This is a genomic window from Rhizobium sp. R635 (assembly GCF_002211285.1).
In the GTDB taxonomy this organism is placed as follows: domain Bacteria; phylum Pseudomonadota; class Alphaproteobacteria; order Rhizobiales; family Rhizobiaceae; genus Rhizobium.
In genome coordinates this window covers 157089-180545 of sequence record NZ_LOKX01000023.1, presented here as the reverse complement: position 1 = coordinate 180545, position 23457 = coordinate 157089, and the positions used below count along the sequence as shown (strand labels likewise).

Annotated in this window: 20 protein-coding genes; 5 read left to right on the top strand and 15 right to left on the bottom strand. The window is 62.7% G+C overall.

What is annotated here, in order from left to right; all coding sequences use genetic code 11:
• Window positions 1-8: 8 nt before the first annotated feature.
• The 5 genes from ATY78_RS17560 to ATY78_RS17540 form a co-directional block, all read right to left on the bottom strand.
• Window positions 9-2513: a trypsin-like serine protease gene (locus ATY78_RS17560; protein ID WP_088683585.1), complete on the bottom strand. Its 2505-nt coding sequence runs from the start codon at window positions 2511-2513 to the stop codon at window positions 9-11.
• Entirely contained in the window at window positions 2510-4126 is a 1617-nt protein-coding gene (locus ATY78_RS17555; RefSeq protein ID WP_088683584.1) for a caspase family protein, read from the bottom strand. The genes ATY78_RS17560 and ATY78_RS17555 overlap by 4 nt, the downstream gene beginning before the upstream one ends.
• A gap of 22 nt (window positions 4127-4148) precedes the next feature.
• Complete coding sequence (locus tag ATY78_RS17550) at window positions 4149-6077, bottom strand: DUF4384 domain-containing protein (RefSeq protein WP_088683583.1); 1929 nt, start codon at window positions 6075-6077, stop codon at window positions 4149-4151.
• A 212-nt stretch (window positions 6078-6289) separates the two neighbouring features.
• On the bottom strand, window positions 6290-6667 hold the full coding sequence (locus tag ATY78_RS17545; protein ID WP_088683783.1) for a hypothetical protein: 378 nt from the start codon (window positions 6665-6667) through the stop codon (window positions 6290-6292).
• A gap of 130 nt (window positions 6668-6797) precedes the next feature.
• On the bottom strand, window positions 6798-7388 hold the full coding sequence (locus ATY78_RS17540) for a hypothetical protein (protein ID WP_088683582.1): 591 nt from the start codon (window positions 7386-7388) through the stop codon (window positions 6798-6800).
• A gap of 149 nt (window positions 7389-7537) precedes the next feature.
• Here ATY78_RS17540 and ATY78_RS17535 point away from each other — a divergent pair, with 149 nt between their 5' ends.
• Window positions 7538-9142 carry a hypothetical protein gene (locus ATY78_RS17535; RefSeq protein WP_088683581.1) on the top strand — a complete coding sequence of 535 codons (1605 nt, stop codon included), beginning with the start codon at window positions 7538-7540 and terminating at the stop codon, window positions 9140-9142.
• Between the two features lie 6 nt (window positions 9143-9148).
• On the opposite strand, the gene ATY78_RS17530 is transcribed toward ATY78_RS17535, so the two are convergent.
• The 5 genes from ATY78_RS17530 to ATY78_RS17500 form a co-directional block, all read right to left on the bottom strand.
• Window positions 9149-10408, bottom strand: a complete 1260-nt coding sequence (locus tag ATY78_RS17530) for an isoprenylcysteine carboxylmethyltransferase family protein (protein WP_088683580.1) — start codon at window positions 10406-10408, stop codon at window positions 9149-9151.
• A gap of 16 nt (window positions 10409-10424) precedes the next feature.
• Window positions 10425-11114: a tail fiber domain-containing protein gene (locus ATY78_RS28895; RefSeq protein ID WP_245313591.1), complete on the bottom strand. Its 690-nt coding sequence runs from the start codon at window positions 11112-11114 to the stop codon at window positions 10425-10427.
• Window positions 11115-11138: 24 nt separating this feature from the next.
• Complete coding sequence (locus tag ATY78_RS17510; RefSeq protein ID WP_088683578.1) at window positions 11139-13718, bottom strand: caspase family protein; 2580 nt, start codon at window positions 13716-13718, stop codon at window positions 11139-11141.
• A 245-nt stretch (window positions 13719-13963) separates the two neighbouring features.
• Window positions 13964-15241, bottom strand: a complete 1278-nt coding sequence (locus ATY78_RS17505) for an L-fuconate dehydratase (protein ID WP_088683577.1) — start codon at window positions 15239-15241, stop codon at window positions 13964-13966.
• Between the two features lie 85 nt (window positions 15242-15326).
• Entirely contained in the window at window positions 15327-16061 is a 735-nt protein-coding gene (locus ATY78_RS17500) for an SDR family oxidoreductase (protein WP_088683576.1), read from the bottom strand.
• 18 nt (window positions 16062-16079) lie between these two features.
• Between ATY78_RS17500 and ATY78_RS28990 the strand changes: the two genes are divergently transcribed.
• The 4 genes from ATY78_RS28990 to ATY78_RS17485 all read left to right on the top strand — a co-directional run bounded on the left by ATY78_RS28990 (window position 16080) and on the right by ATY78_RS17485 (window position 18667).
• Window positions 16080-16202 carry a hypothetical protein gene (locus tag ATY78_RS28990; protein WP_280950449.1) on the top strand — a complete coding sequence of 41 codons (123 nt, stop codon included), beginning with the start codon at window positions 16080-16082 and terminating at the stop codon, window positions 16200-16202.
• A 158-nt stretch (window positions 16203-16360) separates the two neighbouring features.
• The gene (locus ATY78_RS17495; protein ID WP_088683575.1) at window positions 16361-17146 is read left to right on the top strand and encodes an IclR family transcriptional regulator; all 786 of its coding nucleotides are present in this window, start codon (window positions 16361-16363) and stop codon (window positions 17144-17146) included.
• Between the two features lie 72 nt (window positions 17147-17218).
• Window positions 17219-18055, top strand: coding sequence for an amidohydrolase (locus ATY78_RS17490; protein WP_088683574.1), 837 nt, complete (start codon window positions 17219-17221; stop codon window positions 18053-18055).
• A gap of 207 nt (window positions 18056-18262) precedes the next feature.
• Window positions 18263-18667 carry a helix-turn-helix transcriptional regulator gene (locus tag ATY78_RS17485; protein ID WP_088683573.1) on the top strand — a complete coding sequence of 135 codons (405 nt, stop codon included), beginning with the start codon at window positions 18263-18265 and terminating at the stop codon, window positions 18665-18667.
• Between the two features lie 40 nt (window positions 18668-18707).
• On the opposite strand, the gene ATY78_RS17480 is transcribed toward ATY78_RS17485, so the two are convergent.
• The 5 genes from ATY78_RS17480 to ATY78_RS17465 all read right to left on the bottom strand — a co-directional run bounded on the left by ATY78_RS17480 (window position 18708) and on the right by ATY78_RS17465 (window position 23262).
• Window positions 18708-18974, bottom strand: a complete 267-nt coding sequence (locus tag ATY78_RS17480; protein ID WP_088683781.1) for a hypothetical protein — start codon at window positions 18972-18974, stop codon at window positions 18708-18710.
• A 66-nt stretch (window positions 18975-19040) separates the two neighbouring features.
• Window positions 19041-19787, bottom strand: coding sequence for a TfuA-like protein (locus tag ATY78_RS17475; protein WP_088683572.1), 747 nt, complete (start codon window positions 19785-19787; stop codon window positions 19041-19043).
• Complete coding sequence (locus ATY78_RS17470) at window positions 19784-21046, bottom strand: YcaO-like family protein (RefSeq protein WP_088683571.1); 1263 nt, start codon at window positions 21044-21046, stop codon at window positions 19784-19786. The genes ATY78_RS17475 and ATY78_RS17470 overlap by 4 nt, the downstream gene beginning before the upstream one ends.
• 12 nt (window positions 21047-21058) lie before the next feature.
• Window positions 21059-21202 (bottom strand): hypothetical protein, encoded by a 144-nt coding sequence (locus ATY78_RS28585; protein ID WP_190237482.1) that lies wholly within the window; start codon window positions 21200-21202, stop codon window positions 21059-21061.
• 107 nt (window positions 21203-21309) lie between these two features.
• Window positions 21310-23262: a BTAD domain-containing putative transcriptional regulator gene (locus tag ATY78_RS17465; RefSeq protein WP_088683570.1), complete on the bottom strand. Its 1953-nt coding sequence runs from the start codon at window positions 23260-23262 to the stop codon at window positions 21310-21312.
• Window positions 23263-23457 lie beyond the last annotated feature (195 nt).

The window sequence follows — 23457 nt, the reverse complement described above, 5'->3', positions numbered from 1 at the left end:
CTCCTCTGTTAGCGGATGCGATAGAATTTGGAATCGAACGACCATTTGCTCTGGGCGCCGGTCTCGTCGTCGCCGACGATCCTGAGGCTTCGGGCAAGGTCGTAGACATAGTTGAAGGCGGCGCGCTGGCCGACGAGCGGTGTCGGCACGTCGGGAAGGTCGAGCACTTCGATCGGCTTGTCGCTGAGGATGGCGACGACCATGCCGACGCCGGCCGGCCCCTCCACCTGATATTCGAAACCGATATAGGGGTTGCGCGCGTCGGGCACGACCACGGGCCTTGCCGGATCGAGCCGGTTGTCGCCGCCCTTGGCATTCGGCTTCAGGCCCATCGAGCGCTTGTTCGGGTAAAGCTGGGTCAGCTTGCCCGAGGCATCGATATCGACCAGGATCAGGTAGCCTGGCTTCTTGGTGGAGACGCGCATCGCCACCTTGTCGCCGATGCTGACCGAGGTGCCGGGCAGCACGTCGACGGCAACGCCCGCCTCGTTGTCGGTCTTCAAAGTGTTTTCGACGGCGGCGACCGGCGTCTTTGCCTCCTCGCCGGTAACGACGTCGCGCCCGAGCGCATCCGGCAGGCCGTAAAATTGCGGCACCGGCGTGAAGCGGCAGTCCTCGGCATGCGCCCGGCAATATTCGTCGGATTTCCGCCTGACGTAATCGAGCAGGGCCGCATTGCTGACATTCGGTTTGTCGGCGGCGCGCGCGACCCCTTCCTGCACGCCCTCGATGAAGCGGCGGGTGAAGACACCGGCCGCCGGCTTGGCGTCCCGGTCGACCAATGCCCACTGCCCCGCATTGACGGCAGACCAGACCATTGCCGTTTCACCGCCGAAGGAGAATTTAGCTTCCTTGCCGGATTTGTTCGGCGGCTCGAGCGCCGCCAGCGCCGGGCCAAGACAACGCACGGAACCGCTGCCCGGCGCGGCCACCGCACTGCGGCTGCCGGGGCCGACATGGCAGGCGTCGATCAGCAGCGTGACGCGGCGGTCCTTAAGGCTATTCAGCCGGGCGGCGATTTCGGTCTCGCGGATCTGGTTGGTGACGGTGACCTTGCCGTTCTCGCGCACCAGCTTCGCATCGGCGGCAACCAGCGTCGGGCTCGTCGTTGCTTCCGCTCCCATTTCCTCCGAGCCCTGGCCGCTGAAATAGAGAAAAACGCGGCTTCCGGGCGTCGACTGGCGGACCAGCCAGTCGTCGATTTCGGCAAGGATCGCCTCGCGGCCTGCCTTGCGGTTGGTCAAAGTGTGGATCTGTTCCGGGCGATAGGAAAGCGTCTTGACGAGGAAGAGCTGCATTGCCTTCACGTCGGTCGCCGATCCCGTCAGCTTCGCCTCGCGCATCTCGTAGTCGTCGATGCCGATCAGCAGGGCTCGGTCGCCGGGTGAGCTTTGGATCGCCGGCGTCTGGACAACGGGCGGCTGGACGGCGGGTTCGTCGGCGACGGGCTTGTCAGCGGGTGTTTCGGTCGTGTCGGCCGGCGCCGTATCACCGGCTGGTGGGGTGACGATGCCGAGGTTTGCCTCTTCCTGCCCGGACGGCTTCTGCTTCGTTGCCGCGTCGGCCGTGGTTGTCGAAGCGACCTGGTCGCCGGCAGCCGGCCCCTCGGTATCGGGCACGTCGCCATCCGTCTTGGCGGCGATCCAGCCGCGGAAGGCGGCAACGCGGGTATAGACGCCGTAATGTTCGGCCTCGGCGCAGCCGGCGCCCCAGCTGACGACGCCGAGCTGTATCCATTTCTTGTCCAGGCGCTGGGCGACCAGCGGGCCGCCGCTGTCACCCTGGCAGGCATCCTTGCCGCCTTCGGCATAACCGGCGCAGACATTGCGCTCGTCGATCGGGTTCATGCGCATCGAGCTCTCGCGATAGGCAGCACGGCAGTCCTCGCGCGAGACGATCGGCAGCTCGACCTCCTGCAGCTCGGTCGGCAGGTATTTGTCGTCCCAGCCGTGATCGGCCTTGGTGTAGCCCCAGCCTGTGACGACGGCTGTGCGGCCGGCGGCTTCCACCTGTTCATCCCCAGCGGAGGCGAGAATTACGGGCTTGGAGACGGCGGGCTTGGTAAGCTTGATGAGAGCGATGTCGTTGGCGAAGACCTTGCGGTCGAAATCCTCGTGGATGATCACGTCCTCCACGCCAAGGCCCGGCTTGTCAGGCCCGTCGACTGATATCACCTTGTCGATCTTCGATTTGCCTTCGACGATCAAGAGGTCGCGGGCGAAGAGATCCTGCTTGCCGGAGCGGCCGCTGGTGACGCAATGGGCGGCCGTCAAGATCCAGCGCGGCGCGATCAGCGAACCGCCGCAATGGCCGCCGAAGCGGCCGCGCTGTTCGGGATCGGGCGCCAGGATCTTCACCTGCCAGGGCCATTTGCCCTTCTTCGCCGCCTGGCCGCCGATGACGCGCCCGCCATCCTCGCCGGCGAAATCAGTATCCTGCTGCGCGAGCACCGGCGAGGCCAGAAGCATTGTGACAGCCGCAATGTTGAGGACCCTGCTGATCGACGTGCTCATAGCTTGGCTCCGGCGGAGGTATAGAGGACCGTAAATCCGACGCGCGCGCCCTCGGGCAGGAATTCGCCGAGACGTTTGGCGATATTGCCGGCGGTGCGGCGCCTGTCGTTCTGTTTCAGGAATTCCACGAGGGCGGGCATCGGGGTTTCAGAGGTGACGGCGACGAGCAGGTCGGTACCGAAGGGGGCGACGACGGAAAGATCGAGATCGAAGGTTGCCGACATCTCGGCATCGACCTCTCTCTCGCCGGGATAGAGGAACTGCACGGTTCCATCGCCGGTGATATCGAAGAGCACGAGCTTGCGGCCTGATAAATCCGAGATCGTGACGCCGACGCGTTCGCCGTCGCGATGGACGGCATCGGAAGGTGTGACACGCACGGTCTGCGGGTTTGTCTCGGACAGTCGCTTCAGCGTGTCGAGCGCGGCCATCCGGTCGACGACGAAAGGCATGTCGCCTGCGCCGACGCCGGAAGCGACGACATCGCCGCCGGCAATCGCCTCACGCTTTTGGGGGTCGAAGACGAGGTCGGCATCCGCAGCATCAGCCAGCTTGAACGGCGTCAGGGCGGGCTCGATACCCTGCAGCGGCGCGTCGGAGCCAAGGGCGGCCACGCTGATCGGCGCGGGCTCGGCCGGCGGCGGGACGCTTGATTTTTCCGCCGCCGGCTGCGCCCCCGCCCCTTCGTAACGATAGACGACCACACGATCGAGATCGGTTCCGAGCGGGCTTTCGGTGAAGACGTTCTGCCGCTGGTCGGTGAATTGATAGACGGACTGGCGGACATATTCGAAGAGTTCGCGGCGGCTGACGGTGCCGTCGCCGTTGCGGTCGGCGGCTCCCTCGAAGGCGCGAGCGGTCGCATAGCTCAGTGCGCCGCGCTTCTGGGGAATGCCGGGAATTGATATTTCCGGCGATTTGGTCTTGTCGTCGACGGCGGCAAGGAAGGTCAGCCGTTGGTAATCGAAGCCGGTGGAGAGCGCATCCGCCGTGGTCGAAATCGGCGTGAGATCGTCCTCCTCGATCGTATAGGAAGGCGCCTGCCGCCAGGTGATCTCGGCGCCGCGGGAATCGACGTTGCGGGTCATGCCGCCGGCATGGCAGGTATCGGCGATGAAGAGGACATCGGCCCCCTTGGACTCCAGCTTGTGGATCAGCACCTTGAATTCGTCGCCGAAGATGCGCTCGCGCGATCCCGGCAGTCGGGTGTCGAAGCCGGCAAGCACATAGACTTCGTCGCGGCCGCTCGGTTTCGAGCCCTTGACGCGTTCCGGCTCGCTCGACCCATGGCCGGCGATGCCGAGGACGACGAGATCGCCCTCGCCCGCTCTTTCGGTGACGGCTTCGATCGCACGGAAGATGCCCTCGCGATCGGCCGCGCCGTTTTTCAGGACCGTCATGTCCTCGACGCCGACCGAGCGCAGCGACAGGGAAAGATCCTCGGCATCGGCGACAGCGCCGTGCAGCGGCGGAACGTTGCGATAGAGGTCGATGCCGATCAACACAGCCCTGACCGTGCCGCGTGAGGGAGCTTCGATCGTCCTTGCCAAGCCATCGGTCGCGGTCATGGCAAGGAAGGCAAGTGCTGCGGCCATGGAACGGGATGCGGACATGGCCAAACCTCCCCTCGCCCAGCTATTCGCGGCGCCATTCGACGCGGCGGTTCAGCGCGTCGATATCGTCTTCGGTGAGGTTCGCCGTCGCCGTGACGTCCACCGGTTCGGAGGAGCCGCGGCCTTCGGCGTCGATCGTCGCATCGATGCCGTGGCTCTTCAGGAAATCGGCGACGGCCTGGGCGCGGCGCTCGGAGAGCTTCTGGTTATACTCGTCGCCGCCGCGCCGGTCGGTGTGGCCGATCAGGATGATGCGGCCGGGGTTCTGTTCCTTCAACGCTTCCAGCAATTCCTGGGCGGCCTCCGTGCCGATCGAGGTGAAGGTCGACTTGTCGAAATCGAAGGTGATCGGAACCGGAATGGAGACCGGCACGATGCCGCGCACATTCTGCGAATAGATGCCGCCGAGCACGCCGCTGCGGTGATCCTTCTCCGCCGGCACGAAGCTGCCTTGCGGATTGTCGCTCGTCGGGTTGGCGGCAAGGATGCGGGCCTGGGCGGCGCGCTGGATGAGGTCGGAGATGGTGTCCGCAGGTGGCGCCTTCGGCGTGCGGGTCTCGTTCTTGATGATCTCGATCGCCTGCTGATAATCGGCGGCGGCATCGGCAAAGCGGCGGGCTGAGAAATAGATCTCGCCGAGGGTCGCGGAGGCCTGCCAGAGCACCTGCGGGCTGTCGGCGGCAACCAGCAGCGGTTCGTAGTCGGCGACCGGCTTGTCGGCGGCCATCATTTCCTGGGCTGCGGCGAGCCGAAGGGCTGCGACGCGGCGCTGGGCGTTGATCTGGAACTGACCGCAATCGGCGCTGACGGCGATCGCATCGGCTTCCGTCGCTGCGGCATTGATATCCTTAGCGGCAACCGCGGTATTGAGTTTGTCGAGAAGGGCGTCGCAAACAGGCGTATCGGCATTCGCCATCTGGAATTCTTCGCTTTCGCCGGCAGCCTCCGGCTCGGCCGAGCGGCCGAGATTGATCTGCGGCATCTTGATACCGAAGCCGCCGGGAAGCTTGAATTGCGGCATCTTGATCTGCGGCATCGGCAGTTTCGGCATCTTCGTCTGGGACGATTGAGACGACTGCGCCGGCCGGTTGGACGTGCTGCCGGTGGCAGGGCCGATCAGTTCCAGCTCATCGGCGGCAAGCTCCTGGCCGGGCGCCAGATTGGTGACGATCTTGTATTTCTTCGGCGGCTGCGAGGTTGCCTGCTCCACGGGCTTCGGAGCCGGCTTCTTCGGCTTTTCGATCGCCGGTTCCGGCTTCTTGGCGACCTCCTGTTTCACGACAGGCTTCGGTTTCGGAGCGGCGGCCGGTTTCGGCGGCTTTGCAGCCTGTTCGACCGGTGCGGGTTTGGCTGCGGGGGCCGGCTTTGCGGCCGGTGCGACGGCGACGGGCGGAACGGCAGCCATGCTGTCGACCGTCGTCAGCATCAGCGTCTTGCTGCTGATCTTCGTGCCGAGGCTTCGGGCTTCTTCGAGACTGCGGGAAACGGCGTCCATGCCGCCGTCGATGGAGCGGAACATACCGCTGCCGCTGCCGCCGAGATCGGCGAAGATGGTCAGTGGTTTGGAGGAATAGAAGACCTTGATCTGCTCCTGGCCGACCGGGCCGGAAACCTGCAGCCTGGCGCCGCTGGCGGGATCGGGCACCTGAACGCGCTTGCCGGGGGCGACCAGCGCATCGGTCTGGTACTTGTTCGGGAAAAGCTTCACGACGGCGCCGTTCGGCGAAACGTTCAGCACCGTGACATAGGCATTTTCGGTCGATTGGATGAAGAGGCCGACGACTTCGCCGATGGCATATTTGGCTTCCGCGCGGTCGAAGGTAATGCTGACTGGCCCGCTCTGGGCCGGCGCTTCGGTGAGTGTGCGTTCGTTCTGTGCCTCGACGGCGGGAACCATCGAAAAAAGCGAAAGGAATGTGGCTGCGGCTAGGATGGCTTTGCGGTTCAGCATTGGAAAACCTCCCTCTTCGAACAATCTCACACTGTCTTGAAGATGAGAATAGCACTGACCGGCGAAATTGGGATGGCTTTGGCTGTCTTGCTTGAGGGAGGGTTACAAATTATTTGGAGCCTCGAAGAAACCGGCGGGGCAAAGACGTGAGCAAGACTCGCGATCGGCAATATCCGCCGCTCTCTATAGTCCGTTCGACTGCTGAAAGAATGTTAGTTCTTGGGTTTCTGGCCTGCCGATTTCAAAATCGAGATCAGGTCGCTCATACCCTCCGGCGAGGAATTATAGAGCCAAAGAATATCCGGATTGTCCGATGTGAATTCCTTGCCGGCGCCCGCGCCCATGTCGCGGCCGGGCGAAGTCGCATCCGGCAGCTTGCTTTCGCCGGGCGTCAGACCCTCGGCGCGTTCATGCTCGGCGATGATCGCGACAGCTGAGGCAAAGGCCTTTTCGTCATGCTGGCGCAGTGCCGCGAGCGCGGGATTGCGCGCCGCAAGCGCATCCTCGACCGGCCCGGCATAGCCAAGCCCGGGCATCTCAAGCGCCAGGAGAAGGCCGATCGACAGGGTTATGAGCCGGGATTTCGTCATGGTCGTCAATCCGTTATCGAGCTGATGGGCCAGTACGGCAGTCACGACGACAATAGGGAGAGGCCAGAAGGAAGGCAACGGCGCTCGGTGCCAATCGATTGGGAGGGTTGAAATCGGCCGGCCACCGATATCAAAGGATCTTCATCTGCTGCAGGCCGAGGCGGAGATTGCGCAGCATCTCGCCGAAGATCTCCTCGATCTTGCCGGTCGACCAGACGACCATGGTGCCGTAGGGCGAGCGCTTGCGCTGCATGAAGCCCGCCGTCTCGAAATCGATCAGCGTCTTGCGGCAGGTCTCGCTCGACATGACGGCGACGAGGAAACGGGCGAGATTGGACTGGTCGATCGCCCCTGCCTTTTCCGCCCAGTTCTGGATCAGCCGCGGCTTGGTGTCGGCCGTGAACATCGAGGCGAGCGCGCGATCCTGTGAAAGCCCCAGGCGCTGCAGCTTGGCCGGATCGCGGGTGAGCGAAACCACATAGTCGTTGTGCAGATCGGCGAAACGCTCGATATCCTCGGCAGTGTTGATACCGAAGACTTTCATGGAATAGAGGAACTCGGCCATCAGATAGGTCGGCTCGGAGCGCAGCTGCGCCAGATGCTTCTCGTCCGTGCTGGCCGAGGCCGCGCAGACGCGATCGGAGAAGCCTATTCTGGCCGCGCGCACCTGCTCCAGCAGGCTGACATCGAGCGCCAATTCGTCACCGTTCCATTCCAGCATAAGCATTCCCTGCCAGCAAAACTTCGAGACGATGAACTTGTACTATCGCCGGGGCAGATCTCCAAATCGTTTGGAAAGCAACGGCTTGCTGAGGAGGCGCATCTATCCTAACATTTTAAGGACTTGACGGTCTTTCGGGGGTCGAGGCAATGCGTAGTTCAGGGTCGCATATTCTGTTTGCCGCGGCACTTGCGGTCGCCTCGCCGATTTTCGCCAAAGACACTGTGATGATCGAGCTTCGCAGCGGCGACGGTGCGCGTTCGGTCGGGATCATCTCCGCCGGCGAGGAAGTGGAGGCATCCGGGCCTGCGGCGATCACCGTCGGCGACGACGGCACCATCTACATCCTCGACCAGAACAACGGCCGGGTGCTTGCCGTCGATGCCGAGCGCTCGCAGGCCGATCCGGAAATCCTGCCGCTGCCGGAGAATGCCGCGCCGGAGGATCTCGCCGTCGTCCATAACGAACTCTATCTCTGGTCGGATGGCATCGTGCCGCTCGAGCGTTCTACCGATGCCGACGGCCGGTCGCAGACGCTGCGCGCCGTCGATGGCGGCGATGCCGACGACTACACACGCTCGGTCTTTGCCTCGATGGGATCGGTGCCGCCGGGGCCGCTGAACAGCATCATCGACGAGATCGGCCGCAGCACCAGCCGGCCCGAGGCTCGCCCCCCCGTCATCCAATATGTGCCGAGCCGCGGGCTCGGCGATATTGTCGCGGAAGTCTCGTCTACGAACGACAAGGCGGAAATCCTGCTTCGGCGCAGCAGTTCGGAAGAGAATTTCCTCTCGCTGCAGCTCGCCTCCGATGGACGGATCGGCACCGTCGAGCTTCTCGACATCGATACGACAGGCAGGCCCTATGCGCTGGTCGAACTCGTACCCGCCGACCGGCCCGATCGTACCGGCATGCTGGTCGTGCGCTTTACGCCGAACGGAGCGATGGACCGCGTCTACGACCTGCCGATCGAAGCCGGCACGGTATTTTCAAGGCGCTTCGTCGCGATCGGCCCGCGCGGCGACGTGCTCTTTCTCCGTTCGCAGGAAAGCCGGGCGCAGGTGCTGAAACTCGACGGGCGCGAGCCCGGCCGCAAGCTCGCCGTCGCCAAACCCGCAAAGCCGCTGAACACAGGCAAGCCCGGCAAGGCGCCGAAGGTCGCGATCGTGCCGAAATCGCGGGGCGACGTCATCGAGCGCGCCATCGGCTTCGAGACTCTGAACTGGCTGGTAACGCCGACGGCCTACGGCGGAGATCCCGGACCGGGCTGCGCCAACATGAACCGGCTGCGCCGCCCGATCTACCTGATCGGCAAGCGCGGCCAGACGGTAAAGGGCGTCCCTTACTGCTGGGGCTGCAAGACGCCGCTCGAGGGTTTCATCAGCGGCGTTGAAAAAGGCCAGACCGCCGGCAATGTCTGCACCAAGAGCGCGCCGCAATCCAACATTCTCGGCGTCGATTGCTCCGGCTTCGTCAGCGACGCCTGGGGCCTGAAGATGCATGTGTCGACGCGCGCCATGCCCGGGATCACCAAGCGCCTCTCCGACCCCTGGTCGATGCGCCCGGGTGACGCGCTGAACAAGCCGGGCTCGCACGTCCTGCTGTTCATGCGCTTCACGGATGACAAGAAGGTGGAGGTGATGGAGGCCTCGCCGAACGCCTGCAAGGGCCGCGTCTGCCGCAACACCTATTCGCTCGGCAGCCTGCTGATGCGCGGCTACCAGCCGGTGCGCTTCAAGGGGCTGGATGGCTGAGCAGTCTCACGCCGCGGGTCGTGATGCCAACCGCCGCTTCGCCATCGCCAGAAGGCCATGTGCGGCTACGCGTGCCGCATAATCCCGATAGGCTGGATCTTTGCTGAGCATGCGCTCCTCGGCGCGTGCGCGCAGCAGATAGATAAGGCTGACAATCGCAAGCATACCGGCCCGCGCAAGTCCCTCAGTGAGGCCGCTGGCGATAAAGCCCGGAAGCGCAAACAGCCACCAGGCGATGTTCTTCGAGACATAGGCCGGATGTTTGATGAAGCGGTAGGGGCCTGACGTGATGATGCCGCGATGGGTGAGATTGGAGAAGCGCGGCCCGAAGGCGATGGTTGCCCAGACATAAACCAGAGTACAAAGCAGCGTCGCCGAGCTCCAGAGAATAAACGCCGCCGATCCCTCCGGTATCACGCTTTCCCAACCTGGCCCTTCGCCATAAGGGACAAAGGCCTGTGAAATCACGGGAAAAAACGGCTCGTAGCAGATGAGGCAGACGAGCCAGCCAAGGACCGTCGTCTCCGTCGCCCTGACATGCCATCCGAAAAGCTTGAAGGTGGCGATGTACCCGCCGGCCGCAAGCACGATGTCGACAAGAAAGGCAAGCCGCATCAGGCCTTCGAACCAGGCAGCCGAGAGCGGCGGAAACGCCCATGCCGGCTTGTCCACGAGATCGGCAACACCCTTCATGCCGCCTGAGAACATCAACACAAGAAAGAAGCATTTGATCGCAAGCAGGCGCAATGCGAACAGCACGTCTTCCTCACGAAAATCCTGCATCAAAACTGCGCGCCCAACCTGATTGAGATAATCGTCGGGCTCTTCTGCGATCAGATCGGTGGCCATGACATAGAGAATGGTGGCAATGGCAAGCGCGATAGAAATGGGGATGGTCGTATGGCTGGCCTCGATGACCCATTGGACTGCCGACGATTGCGTGAAAAACGGAAAGACCGAACAGGCGATGACGGCCATGCCGAAAAGCGCGGCGAGGCCGACGAGCTTCGTTCCGATACGACGCCAGAAGGCAGTGCCGGCCTCCTCCCGCTTCGTTCTCGATGCATAAGCCCGGCGCGCCGCTGGTATGCCGTCAGCGGCGATCCAGGCAAGAAGCAGGCAGAGCAAGGCAAACGCCATCGCCTTGCCGGGCTCGAGTCGCAGATAGGCCGAGAGCGCAATGCCGACGATGCCTCCGACAATGGTCGCAGCCTGAATGACGAGAGGGCTTCCCATCAGGGTATCCCGGTCCTTCGGAGATGGCACACGCTCGCCTTCTCGATCAGCGTGCCGTTTGGGAGGCAAGCTGCCGGCGGTGGTCTGAAGAGCGCATCCGAGCCGACTGCCCCGCAAGCGCTACCACTGCTTCAGCCGTCAGAGAAGATGCATCCCCCGGAAGCGAAATCATCGCGATATCGAGCTTGTCGTAATCGACCATATAATAGCCCGATCCGGTTTCGATGACGGCCTCTGGCCTGATCGCCAGCAGATCCTGCGCCATCGTGCCGACGAACATCGGGCCTCCCCAGATGTAGCGGAAGACATAGACCGGTATGCCTTGAGCCGAGGTGCCGAGCCGACGGATATCGGTCTTCAGGCGGCGATCCGACCACGAACCGCCGGTGGAGCTCGAACTGGAGGAAGAGCTAGAGGAACTGCTCGAGCTGGAAGAACTGCTTGAACCCGAGGAGCTGCTGGAACCAGAGGAACCGCTAGAGCCGGAAGACCCGCCCGAACCGGATGAGCTCGAACCGGAATCATTACCTGAGCGGCCAAAAGTCGTTTGATTGCCCGGCGCGGCTACCTTTCTGACCGCTGGAGTCTGTTTCCTGACAGACTGCTGGCTGGTCGGCTCTTGACTGCTGAACAGGGTCTGGGTGCCCGGATCGAAAATGCAACTCTGCAGGATCGCCCCTGAGCCGGCGAGAAAGGTCGAGCAAAGCAGAACACGGATGATGAGCTTTCTGGTCATGTAAGGCGCCCCCGGATCGCCATTTTAGAAGAGATCGTATCTCGGATTTCGCTTGACCCACGTCGCCTTGGCGAGCTTGACGAGCCTGTCGTCCGGCGATTTGGACTTGGGAATTGCCTTCTGTTCCTCTGCAGTCAGCTCGGCGGCAAAGGCCTCTTCTGCTTGCTTCTTTGCCGCAGCAGGCAGCTTCTTGAGTTCAGCCAGCGCCTGGTTTTTCGGATCGCCGCTGCCCGGCATGTTGATTGCGGTCGCCAGTGCGAAATAACGAGCCGCAGTGGCAAGGCTGTCTGCGTCCGTGCCTTCTTCCTTCGCCAGATTGGCGCGGTCGAGTGCACCCCAGTAATCGCCGCGCTCCGCGCCCATCTCCAGCCACTTCACCGCTTCGGCCTTATCAGCGGCAACGCCGACACCGTCGCGATACATGCGCCCGAGATTTGTCGGAGCATAGGGCTGGCCACCTTCCGCCGCCCGCGTGAAGAGATCGATTGCTTTGGGAAGGTCCTGCGGCGCACTCTTTCCCAGGCGATACACTAAAGCGAGATTGTTCAGGGAATAGATGTCGTTCCGTTCGACGCCTGCCTCATAGAAGCGGATGCCGCGATCCGGATCGGCGGGAACGTTGACACCGTTCAGGAAGATGTAGCCGAGCTCGTTCATCGCATAGGTATGGCCGAGATCGGCAGCCTTTAGGATCAAGCGCAATCCTTCTTGCTGGTCGGCCTTGATGCCGCGGCCGTAATAGAGAGCCTTGCCGTAGCTAAGCAGGGCGAAGGGATCGCCCTTGGCAGCGCCACCCTTGGCGATCTGACTTGCCTTGGCGGCGTCGCGCGGAACGGAAGCGCCGAATTCATAGAGGCTCGACAGTTCGTAGATCGCCCTTACATGCCCCGCATCCATAGCCTTCTTAATCGTCGCAAAGGCCGTCTTCGTCTCGCGGTTGGCAAGCTGGGCGCGGCCGAGTTGGTAGACGAAGCGTGCGACCTCGGGATAGGTTTTCATCGCCTCCGTGCAGGCGGGCACAGCCACGTCCGGATCGATCTCGTTCGGCAGCTTGCCTGCGGTCACGCCCTGCAGGTCGAGGGGGGCTGCGGCTGCGGTGTCGCAGGCGTCGAGGGTCGGTTTGAAGGTGACGGTTGCGGGCGGCAGGTCGTCGTTGGCGGCCTGCAGCGTCATGGCGAAGGTCTGGTTTTCCGTGCCGATCTGCGGCTCGTAGGATAGAGCTGGAATATCCGCTGCCTCAAGCACGTGGCCAAGCCCGATCACCCGGTCTGCGGCGCGCAGCGTGCCCTTGTCTGGCAGGGCGGCGACCTTGAAGGTCATTTCCGCGCCCGAAGCCGGGACTACGGGAAGGTTGGCCTTGATGGGGCCGACGCCGATCGTCGTGTCGATATCACGCGGCAGTTCCTTCAGATAGGCGCCGGCATCGGCAAGCCGCGCCTGTTTCTCCTGTTCGAGCTGGGCCAGCTTGGCCCCGGCATCGGCCGAAACGGTGATGGCGACCACGCCCTGAGTCGCCTGGCCGTAAGGATCGCTCACGGTATAACCGATTAGGCCGACGGTGCCGGCCGCAACGCCCGATGAATCATAGGTCAGCGCCGTCAGCGCCGCGGCGGGAAGCTTGGCGCCCTGCTCCAGCGGCTTGCCGTCGAAGCTGAGCTTGCCGGTCTGGGGGAGTTGGTTGATGGTGACGAGCAGCGCCGAACCGGTCTCGTCATGCGGGGGTGCGATCGTCAGCTTCGTGGCTGCGGCTCCTTCCGGCACGCTCGCCTGCTGCATCGGCTCCACACTTGGCGGCGGCGGCGCCGGGATGAAATAGAAGCTGTCCATCAGCGAGGAGTTTTCCCAGGGCACCTGCTTGCCGTTGGTCATGGCGATCACGTCGCGGCGCACATCGGTCAGGACTTGGCGGATTTCCTTGTTGGGTTCGCTGGCGCGCTTGATGAAGGATTCGGAATAGGGGCTGAGCGCCCCCTCGCCGTCGAGGGCCACCTGGCCCGGTTCGGTGGAGAAGGCGATCAGGCTGCCGAGGTCGCTGTCGATGCGCGCAAGCCCCCGCGTCGCGCCGATCGGCTCCAGCTTTTCAGCCATCCAGAATTTCTGTGCGTTGAACGGGTTGTTGCGGCAAGCATCGAGGAAGATCAACTGCACGCGCGAATTCTGCTTGAGGTGGTTCAGGATGAGGTCGAGCGGCATGGTCTGCGTCTCGACGTCATAGGGTGTTTCCAGCGTGGCATCGACCGGCACGATGAAATTCTGGCCGCCCACCTGGATGCCGTGGCCTGAATAATAGATGAGGCCGGCTTCGGCGTTGCCGGTCGAGCGCAGGAAACGGCGCACCGTATCTTCGAGCGCGATGCGGTCGACATTGACGCCGATCGTCACGTCGAAACCGGCTGCGCGCAGCGTGTTCGAGACCTCTTCGACATCATTGGCGGGATTGGGAAGCGAGGGCAGCGTCTTATAGACCGAGTTGCCGATGACGAGCGCGACGCGGCGTCCCTTCTCTTCGGTGACCGCGGCATGCGCGACGGCGGCCGACAGCAGTATTGCCGCGGCGGTCAGCAGATAGGCGCACAGTCTCTTGACATCGTGAAACTTGGGCATGGCTCGATCGCAAACATTCTATTGTTTCTGCTCAATAAAATTTGCTGGCCCGCTGGTGCAGAGCCCCCTCCACATTCACGTTTCAAAAATATTCCTGACAGCTAAAAAAAGCAAGCTTCGCCGCCTCCAAGAGAATTGGAGCAGCCCTTCCAGATTGGAAGCCTGCGGCCGGTGAGGAAAGACTATGGAGAGGCGGAACTGATCATGCGGACGGCATTTGATACGTCAGTTCCGACGAAATTTCCTTAGCCTGGAAACGTATAGTTGCTGATCGAGGCCGGCTTCATCTCGATGGAGAAGCCCGGCAGGCTGGGTGGCATGTAAGCGGCGTTCTCGATCCGGCAGGGATCGACGAAATGTTCGTGCAGGTGGTCGACATATTCGATGACGCGGCCGTCCTTGGTGCCCGACACCGCGAGGTAATCGATCATCGACAGGTGCTGTACATATTCGCAGAGGCCGACGCCGCCGGCATGTGGCCAGACCGGCAGATTGAACTTCGCGGCGATCAGCAGCACGGCGAGGACCTCGTTCAGCCCTCCCATGCGGCAGGAATCGATCTGCACGATATCGATCGCGCCCTCGGCGATGAACTGCTTGAACATGATGCGGTTCTGGCACATCTCGCCGGTCGCGACCTTCACCGGCGCGATCGCCTGGCGGATCTTGCGATGGCCGGCAACATCGTCCGGGCTTGTGGGTTCCTCGATGAAGAAGGGCTTGGCCGGCGAAAGCGCCTTGATCCAGTCGATCGCCTGGCCGACGTCCCAGACCTGGTTGGCGTCGATCATCAGATAGCGATCGGGACCGATCACCTCGCGGGCGATCCTGAGGCGCCGGATATCGTCTTCCAGATCGCGGCCGACCTTCATCTTGATATGGTTGAAGCCGGCGTCGATCGCCTCCCGGCAAAGGCGGCGCAGCTTCTCGTCCTCATAACCCAGCCAGCCGGCCGAGGTCGTGTAGCAGGCGTAACCCTCTTTTTCGAGGATGGCGATGCGCTCCGCCTTGCCGGCTTCCGCCTTCTTGAGAATGTCGATCGCTTCGTCGCGTGTCAGCACGTCGGTGAGATAGCGGTAGTCGACGATATCGGCGATCTCCTCAGGCGACATTTCGGCGACGAGCCGCCAGACGGGCTTGCCGGCCTGCTTGGCGAGCAGATCCCAGACGGCGTTGACGACCGCGCCGGTCGCCAGATGAATGGCGCCCTTTTCCGGGCCGATCCAACGCAATTGGCTGTCGCTCGTCAGATGCCGCCAGAACTTGCCTGGATGGGCGAGAACCTCGGCAAGGTCTGCGCCGACGACGAGATGGCGCATCGCCTCGATCGCCATGCAGCAAATGTCGTTGCCGCGGCCAATGGTGAAGGTCAGGCCGTGGCCGGCAAGACCGGGCGTGTCCGTATCGAGAATGACGTAGGCGGCCGAATAATCGGGATCGGGGTTCATCGCATCGGAGCCGTCAAGGCTTTGCGACGTGGGAAAGCGGAGGTCGAAGACGCGGAGATCGGTGATGCGGGTCATTGTTGTTCCTCCCGATTATCATTGTATGGGCCGAAGGCTGTGGCCGACCGGCCGGCAGCGCTGCCGGCCGCACCATCAGCTGAGGTCAGATCGTCCAGCCGCCGTCGATGGCGATCGCCTGGCCGGAGGTGTAGGTCGCGCCTGCGAGATAGACGGCGAGATCGGCGATTTCCTCCGGCGAGCCGAGCCGGCCCATCGGCTGACGGGAGATGAAGGCGGCGCGCGCCGCGTCATAATCGCCTTGCGCCCGCATGCGGTCCTGCAGCGACGGGCTTTCCACCGTGCCGGGGCAGATGGCGTTGCAGCGGATGCCTTGGGCGACGTAATCGGCGGCGACCGCTTTGGTCAGCCCGATGACCGCCGCCTTGGTGACGCCGTAGGCGAAGCGGTTCGGCACGCCTTTGATGCTGGAGGCGACCGAGGCCATGTTGATGATCGCCCCGTCCTTGCGCTCGAGCATGCCCGGCAGCACGGCGCGGATGGTGCGGATCATCGCTTTGACGTTGAGGTCGAAGGCGAATTCGAGGTCGGCATCCTGCATTTCGAGGATCGAGCCCGCATGAACGAAGCCGGCGCAGTTGAACAGCACGTCGACGGCGCCGATCTCGGCGACGAGGGCCGTGACCGCACCCCCGTCGAGCACGTTCAGCTGATGAGTGGAAACGCCGGTTTCCGCGGCCAGGCTTGCGAGCGCATCGGTATTGATGTCGGTCGCGTGGACCTTGGCGCCGGCTGCGGCAAAGGCCGCCGCCGTCGCCCGGCCGATGCCCTGGCCGGCGGCGGTGATGAGAACGGTCTTGCCGGAAAGTCTGTTTGTCATGTCACGGGCCTTTTCTTGATGTCTCTACGCTGGACGATGGATGCGGCTGTGCTTCAGGGCTCGGCCATGATGAAACAGCTCGCCGTCACCGTCCATCACCAGCTTTCCCCCGCGCGCGTCGAGGTGGTTCTGGCAAGGTGAGCGCAACATGCCACCTTGCTCCGATTGGCTGCCTGTCTTCAGCCATGATTTGTCTGTTTATAGACAAACAGACGATCGTCCCAGGGTCAAGTGCGAAGTTTTCCTTTTCCGGTCGCGGTTCTGCGTATATGCAGAGCAATATTCATAGGAGGAAGGAAATGGAAGCCGACGAGTCCGACCGCTACCGCGCTCCTGCCCTCGACAAGGGCCTCGATATATTGGAGTTGCTTGCCGGCGTCGACAGCGGCCTCACCCAGGCGGAGATCGCCAAGCGGCTCGATCGCAGCCCCAATGAATTCTACCGCATGCTCGATCGCCTGGTGCGCCGCGGTTACGTCACGCGGCTCGACGGCGACCGCTATTCGCTGACGCTTAAGCTCTTCGGCCTGGCGCAGCTGCATGCGCCGGTGCGCCGGCTCGCCTCCTATGCCACGCCGCTGATGCGGGATTTCGCCCAGCGCACGCGCCAGGCCAATCACCTCGCGGTCTTCGATCGCGGCGCGGCAGTCGTCATCGCCCAGCAGGAGGCCCCGGATTACTGGGGGTTCTCCATCCGTATCGGCGCCCATATCAGCTTGTTCGACACCGGCTCGGGCCATGTTCTGCTTGCCTTCCGCAGCGCGGAGGAGCGGGAGATGATGATCTCCGAACATGTGCGCAGCCGCGCCGATATCGAACTCGGCGCCGAATTCTACGACCGTCTCGACCAGATCCGCGAGCGCGGCTACGAGATGATGGCGAGCGCCCAGACGGCGGGCGTCTATAATCTTTCCGCGCCGGTCCTCGGGCCGGACGGGCGCTGCATCGCTGCCCTCACCTGCCCCTTCATCGCGCTCGTGAACGCGCCTTCGGCGCCCGATATCAGCCAGACCATCCTGCTGGTGCAGAAGACAGCCGCCCAGCTTTCGCTGCTGGCTGGGGCGGATGTCCTCAATCCTGGCTGACGGCCGGGAATTTCTATTTGAACAATCCATTCACTGGAGATAGCTTGCCAGGATCACTCTGGAGGAGAGAGCCTGTTGATCGACACCCATCTGCACATTATCGACCGCTCGGCGCTGCCCTATCCCTGGCTCTCCGGTGTGCCCGATCTCGATCATGATTTCCTCTACGAGACCTATGCGGCCGAGGCCCGGCGCTGCGGCATCACCAAGGTGCTCCATATGGAGGTGGACGTCGATCCCGCCGCCATGCAGGCCGAGACCGATCACATCAAGACTGTTGCTGCCCGCGAGGGCAGCCTGATTGCCGGCGCCATCGTCTCCTGCCGGCCGGAAGAGAAGGACTTTGCCGCCTATCTCGAGCGGCAAAAGGCCGATCCTTTCGTCAAAGGGTTCCGCCGCGTGCTGCATGTCGTCCCCGACGCTGTGTCGGAAGGCGCGCTTTTCCGTGAAAACATCCGGCGCATCGGCGGCAGCGGTCTGACTTTCGACCTCTGCACATTGCCGCATCAGGCGGGCCGCGTGACCGCGCTTATCGATCTTGCGTCTGACGTGCAGTTCGTGCTCGACCATTGCGGCGTGCCCGATATCCGCTCGGATGCTTTCGAGCCCTGGAAGGCCGGTATCTCGGAGATTGCCCGGCGGCCGAACGTCATCTGCAAGATCTCCGGCGTCGTCGCCTATGCCGATGCCGGGACATGGACGGCTGAGACGCTGAGACCCTATATCGAACACGTCATCGCGAATTTCGGCTGGGATCGTGTCATCTGGGGCAGCGACTGGCCGGTCTGCACGCTCGGCGGCGGACTTTCCACATGGGTGGCGGCGACCCATGCCGTCCTTTCCTCCAGCAGCGAGGCGGAGCGTTCCAAGCTGCTTTTCGCCAATGCGCAGCGCCTCTGGTCGCTCTGACCTCACAAAATCATATGATGTGCTGTATCTCGCAAAAGTGCTACTTTGGCATGTCTTTTGCTTGTTTAATGATGAAGCAACGCAAATGTTTCGGTTTGGGACGACGTACCACCAAACAATTGCTAGCTTTACTCATCTCAGGTAAAAGTTGTCAGGCAGGGATTTGGCGAATAACTTCATATCCGCTGTCTTCAGGAGGGAAAAGAAATGAAAGAAGAACCGCATGCAGTGGATGTTCACGTCGGAAAGACGATCCGTATACAGCGTCTGCTGAGGAAGGTTTCCCAGACGGAACTGGGCGAACGTGTGGGTGTCACGTTCCAGCAGATCCAGAAATACGAAAAAGGCTCAAATCGCGTTTCCGCCAGCATGCTGGTCGAAATCGCCGGCGCGCTGAAGGTCGATGTCAGAACGTTTTTCGACGATCTGTCCGCTCCTGATACAGCCAACGACAACCCCGCTCCCAGCGAGGAATTCGTGATTTCGCGCGAAGGCGTTCTTCTCAACGCGGCGTTCTTCTCGATCAAGAACGAAGCGCTCCGCAAGAAGATCCTGAAACTCGTCCAGGCGATCGCCAACACCGAGCAGTTGGAAAGCGACGCGGCCGAATAAACCGCTTGTCCTTACGCGGTCGGGGCGGGCCGCATGAGGGTTAGTGGCGGTCGATCAGGATCAGATTCTCGCTGGCATCCTTCATTGCGATCTTGGCCTTGCTGCCGAGCAGCTTCTCGAGATTGACGTCAAGTTCCCTGTCGGGATCTATGCCGTCCCAATCGATGACGACCTGCAGCAGCGCCATGTTCGTCAGGTGCATCAGATTACGCAGCTGAAGCTTTTCAGCCTCCTCCTTGGCTGCCGACAGCAGCCGGAAGATCCTTGCGTATTCGCTGCCTGTACCTTCGCTATGTTGTTCAAACATCGTTCCCGCCTCTTTGGTCGTGGAACCATACGATTCCATCGCCAGTGCATCTTTCTGCCGCGACCGTTATTCTAGCGTTACAGGAGTCACAGTCCGCGTGACTTCGGCGTGCAAAAGCTCCCAGTGGGAGGTTGCGGCAAAGCGCCAGTCACGGTCGACGGGCAGGAATTCGTCCCGGCGCAGCCAATCCAGCACCAGCCGCGCGTCGTTGCGCTTGCGTTCGACGCGGTTCGTGCGGATGGCGGCGAGGATGTGGTCGCGGCGCGGCTTGCGGGCGAAATGGCACTCGTCGACCACCTTCGCATAGGTGCGCTCGGAAAAATGCAGGAAGCGGCCGGCAAGCAGCAGTTTCTTGCGCTCGCCGGGGGAAATCTCGCCGCCGGCGTAAAGCGCCTCGATCGTCGGCTCGAAATCGACCCAGGGCACGGAGAGCGGCAGCCAGCCGAGTTCCTGCGGAGCATGCACCAGGGCGACGGCTTCGTCGTCGAGCAATCGGCCCGTCTCATAATCCTCGAAGATCGAACCGATGCCGACCATGCCGAAGGGAGCGCATTCGGCTGCCCGCAACGCGCCCATGCTGGCGCCGCCGGCAACGGCGACATCATGTTCGAGCGCGTAGAGGATTTCCTTATGCCAAACCGACGGCAGATCGCCGAAATAGCCGTCGACGAGGCCGATCGCGGTGGCGCCGTCCTCAACGGCTTTCAGGATGTCGCCGCAGGCGGCCGGCGGGCGGAAATCGATGCGAGGAGACATCGCTCTTGCCGCGGCCAGATCGCTTCCGAGGCTCGGGCCGACGAACAGCACCTTCATGATTGGGCTCCCCTCATGGTGTTGACGGCGCGCATGCCGAGCTGGATGTACTGGCCCGAGATGTCGACTTCCAGACCCGGCACGATCACCCTGACGACCGAGACCGGCAGGTCCCGATGCGCAAACGGCACGACGATGATCTGCTCGACGCCGGTTGCCGTCAGCCGGTCGGCAATATGACCGATGGTCTCCTGGATCGTCGCCGGGCGGCGGTGACGGGCCTGGAACGGGCGCATCCGGCCGTCGCCCTCGCAGAGTTCGACAACCTGCTGCATCGCCGCACTCTGGTCGAGCCGCTGATAGATGCGCGGCGAGAAATCGTCGCGGCTGCCGGCAATCGCGGTCAGCCGGCTCTGCGCCGCTTCGGTAATGGCGCGCAACGCGGCGCGCACGGGATCGGGATGGCAGCCGCAGCCGCCGCAGACATAGGACCAACGCGCATCGACACGGTCGGAAAGATTGCCGGGCATGATGACGGCCAGAAACGCGGGAACGCCGATATCACTGGTCATGTCGAGCAGCAGCAGCCGCATGCCGGCGCGTGCGATCCGGTCGGTCATGATGTCGATGACGGCATCGCCGAAGGAGGCGGGATCGATGCGGCTCTCCTTCAGGCGCTCAGGCGATTTCAGCTGGGTCAAGGCCCAGGCGTCGCGCTCCACCAGCTCGCAAAGCCCATGCAGCACCGCTTCGGACGGCGTGTTGCCGGAGGCAAGGCCGTCGCTCGATTGCTCGAAGCCCGGCGGCCTCTCGCCGCGATGATCGAGGCCGACGAGCCACCAGGGCACGAAAACGCTGCTGCCGGAAAGGATGTCGAGGCCGGAGCACCAGGGAATGGGGCTATTTCCGATCTCGTCAGGGGCGCAGCGTGCGACATTGTCGAGATCGATCATGGCGGCGCGTTCCGCCCGCATGCCGGCAACGGTCGCCTGCGTCAGGTCGGCGGGGGCAATTTCCGCAATCCGCGTCTCGATCGCCTCCATGGCAGCCGAGGCCATGGCGGCTTCGTTGTCGATGCCCTTGCCCTGAAAGACGGAGAGCGTATGGCTGTTCGGCCGCGTCGCGAAGGCGACGGGAATGTTCAACACATCGAGCGCGGTCAAGAGGCCGACGCGCGTAACACCGAATTCGCGCAGATGCGGCCTGATTGCTGCCAGCGTCTGAGCCGGCGTGACCGCGCGGTCGTGATATTCGCTGACGCCGGCCGATGATCGTTCGAGATCACCGGCAAGCTTTTCAAGATCGGCGAAAGCGGACATACGATCTTGTCCTTAGCGGAATCTCAGTGCGTGCGTCAGGTTTTCGAGCCCATTGCCGGAAACGTTGAGTTCGTCCTGTTTCAGGGCTGCCCTCGCGGCTGCAGAGAAACGCAGCGACTGTGCCTGGACTGGGGTGGTTTCAGCATTCGTCTTCATGTTCGATCTCCGATTGGTCGGGACAGCGCCTTGCTGCCGTTAACCATCGGAGGGAAACATTGCCTGCGTCATTTAAGCGTTACAGGCTTCGTTAAAAAGCGATGCAATCAGGGAAGACCGGCAAGCTGCAGGCCTTTTATCAACGGTTCCGTAAAGGCGGGATCGCGATCGGGGACGAAATGGCGGATGTCCTCGCTGCGGAAATCGGGGAAGTTTTCGAGCACTATCCTGGCATAGTTCCCGGCCTTGTCTGTATTGCCGGCCATGGCATGCGAGGCGGCAAGCAGTCGGGCCGTCGCCTGTTTCGTCTTCACAGGTTCCAGCGCTTCGATTGCCTTTTCGTACTCTTCGCGCATGAAGTGGATGCCGCCGAGATTCCAGTAGTAATAGTCCGGCGGCAAGGGATTGAGCTTGAAGGCCGCGCGGCTGAGCTCGAGCGCCCGATCGAAATCGCCGTCATGGGATAGTGCGTCGGCAAAATCGGCAAGGATATCCGCATCGTTGGGATTGAGATCCTGAGCCTGCTGGAAATATTCCAGGCTTTCGTCGAAGCGGCGGCGATAAAGCGCCACGAAGCCGAGTTCGCGGTAGGCCCGGCCGCTGTTCGGGTCGGACTGCTGCGCCAGCCGCGCCGCGCCATTCGCCTCATCGAGAAGATCGGTGTCCTGCATGCCGCGGATCAGCCATTCCATGCCGAGAGCGCGTGATACGCCGGCATGGGCGGCCGAGAAATGCTCATAACGGTTGAGCGAGGATTTGAACCATTTGCGCGCCTGGCGCAGGTGCTGCAGGTCCGTCTGGGCGATCAGCCGCTTGCCTTCGAGGTAGAGACGGTAGGCGGACGCCGGCGCCTCGCCGATCGGCATCGCCAGTTCATGGCGCTCGATCGTATCGGCGAGCGAGGAGACGATCCGCCGGGTCAGATGCGCGAAGGATTCGCTGATCTTCTGCATCACCAGCGGCAGTTCCAGTGCCCAGATCACCTCCGACGTCGTCGTCCGCGTCAGGCGGCAGGTCGCATAGACATCCTCGTCGCGGCCCTGGATGGTGACGTAGACCGCATAGTCGAAGCTGAGGTCGAGCGGGCCGGGGACGGCGCGCGAAGGGTCGACCGAGCGGCTGAGGATCTCGAGGCTGGTATGGGCCGCAATCACCTTGAAGCCGCGCTGCTGGCTGAGCCCGATGGTGACGTCTTCGAGCAGCGCTCTGCCGACGCGTTCCATCAGCGGATCGGTGAAGATGCTTTCCGGCGGCAGGATGATGATGCGCGGCTGGCCGAGCATATCGGCGAACATGCCGGGCGCCAACGGACGTTCCGGCGTCACAACCTGAGCTGCGGGGATCAGGCCGAGTTCGCGGGCGAGCGCTGTAGTGCTCTCTTCCGGCTCGGTATCGAAATCGTCCTTCAGCTGGCTCTTGCACTTCAGATAGGCCTGACGCGCCGCGGCCGGATCGTTCATCCTGACATGAAGGCGCATCAAGGCGCGATAGGCCGTCTCGTTGGCAGGGTCGAGTTCCAGCAGACGCTTGGCAAGGGCTACCTGTTCTTCATCGGACCGATCTTCCGATGTCTCGACCAGCCGGGTGAGATGGGCCGAGCGCAATTCGTCGATACGCTGGCGCTCGAAGGTCAGCCAGTCTTCCGCACCTTGCGTCGGCGACTTGGCGCCTTCCAGCAATTCGCCGTTGAGCATGCCGCTGTCTTCGGGCGCGAGCGGCCCTTTCCGCTTCAAGATGCGGACGTCGACCTCCCAGCCGCTGCCCAGTCCGATATGGGTTCTGGTCGCGGCGAGAAGCGGCGGAAGGTCGCCGGGAATGCTCTGTTCGATGCGGGCGAGCAACTGACGCAGGCTCCCTGCCCGCTTTTCCGGCAGTTCCGATTGCCAGAGCTGCCGCCTGATCGTTTCGCGGTCGAGTTCGAGATTGGGTTCGGCCGCGAGCATGGCGAGGAGAAAATAAGATTTCTCCGGCAAGGGGAGCTCTTTCCCCGCCGCCATCAATCGCGGTCTTCCGAGCAGGCAGAGCCTATTCGTCGACACCTCTCCGGATGTCCCTTGCATTTCGGTTCTCACCCCAGAAAGCCAGGCGCGCAGAGGCGCCGGCCAATCGGTGATCATGTTAGTGCTATAAGAGCGCCGCGCATAGCGTCTTTGCTATAAAAAGAAGAAGTTTCATCGAATAATTGCATCTTTTCGCGCCGGCTGTGGAGGAAAATGCTTAGCCAACACTTGATGCGGCAAGGTTCGGCGTCTCAT